Origin of the sequence: Nonomuraea sp. NPDC003709 (assembly GCF_040610775.1) — a bacterium.
In the GTDB taxonomy this organism is placed as follows: Bacteria; Actinomycetota; Actinomycetes; order Streptosporangiales; family Streptosporangiaceae; genus Nonomuraea; species Nonomuraea angiospora_A.
The window spans coordinates 1-1,269 of sequence record NZ_JBEXMW010000098.1; the positions used below are offsets into that span (position 1 = coordinate 1).

The following is a 1,269-nucleotide window of genomic DNA, read 5'->3' on the forward strand; positions in this document are numbered from 1 at the left end:
CGCAAATTGTAAAATGAAGTTAGCCACCTTGAGTCAAGCAAAAAACATCTGAATCTCTTATACTAGAAGTTCGACCAAATAGTATAAAAAGGAAATTCAGATGCAAGACTATTCTATCACAAGCCAGAGCAAAGGGAAACACCTGACCAATCAAGACCGTTTAAACATTGAACGTTGGCACAATAAAGAAGGACTGAGCAACCGTGAGATTGCGCGCTTATTGAATAAAGCTCATGGGACGATTGACAGAGAGATGAAGCGAGGGGAAATCCAGCTCAAGCGGAAGGTAAAATACTCTGCTAAAAAGGCTCAAGAAAATTATGAAGGATTGAGGGCTCACAGTGTTCGTCCGAGTAAACTCACGACTGAGATTGATTGTTATGTGAGTACACGTCTTAAAGAAGACAAGGACTCTTTGGAAGTCATTCATCAGGCTCTAAAAGGAGTTTCTCTGAGCAGCCTCTACAATTGGGTCAACTGGGGCTGGTTAGAAGCCAAGCGTCATCATCTTTTCTATCCGCAGTATAAGGCGGCAAAGAAAATCAAACCTCGTGCGCCAAAGCATCCTTTTGGCAAGTCTATTGAAGAACGGCCTGAGTTCATTAACAATCGCTTAGAAGTGGGGCATTACGAGATTGACACGGTCATTCTTACGAGAGCTAAGAACAAGGTGCTTTTGACGCTCACAGAGCGAAAATACCGCACGGAGATCATTCGCTTGATTGATGGGAAAACAGCACAGGCGGTCAATGATGAGCTGGTGGAACTTCAAAAAAGTTATGACTTCAAATCCATTACCCCTGACAATGGCCATGAATTTGCAAGGCTCTCTGAGGTCGTAAGCTGTCCAGTTTACTATGCACACGCCTACGCGAGCTTTGAGCGAGGGACGAATGAAAACCATAACCGAATGATTCGTAGGCATCTGCCAAAAGGCACAACAAAGACGACCCCTGAAGAAGTCGCCGCTATCGAGTATTGGATGAACCATTATCCAAGAAAAATGTTCAACTATAAGAGTTCATATGAGATGAGCTTGGCTGGCTAACTTGGACTTGCAATTTGCGTTAAAGAAAAATCACAAGTTCAAAAAACTGGAGAAGCGGCAGTTGTCAAAATAGTAGAAAGTCAAGCTCAACTTTATGAATTAGATCATGATGATGAGAAGCCGAGTCTGTCAGAATTGCTCAGTGCAGGGATGATTACTCAAAAACAAATTTCTGCTTACGATAATTACTATGATCAGAATAAAAATGAAGAACGAAATTT

Annotated in this window: 1 protein-coding gene; it reads left to right on the top strand. The window is 42.1% G+C overall.

Annotated elements, in window-relative coordinates:
- Positions 1–100: 100 nt before the first annotated feature.
- Positions 101–1,048, top strand: a complete 948-nt coding sequence (locus ABZX61_RS65875; RefSeq protein ID WP_003130410.1) for an IS30 family transposase — start codon at positions 101–103, stop codon at positions 1,046–1,048.
- The last annotated feature ends 221 nt before the right edge of the window (positions 1,049–1,269 follow it).

Bases quoted from the DNA above. Each gene is read 5' to 3' on its own strand.
- ABZX61_RS65875 (WP_003130410.1), top strand. From the start codon at position 101: ATGCAAGACTATTCTATCACAAGCCAGAGCAAAGGGAAACACCTGACC.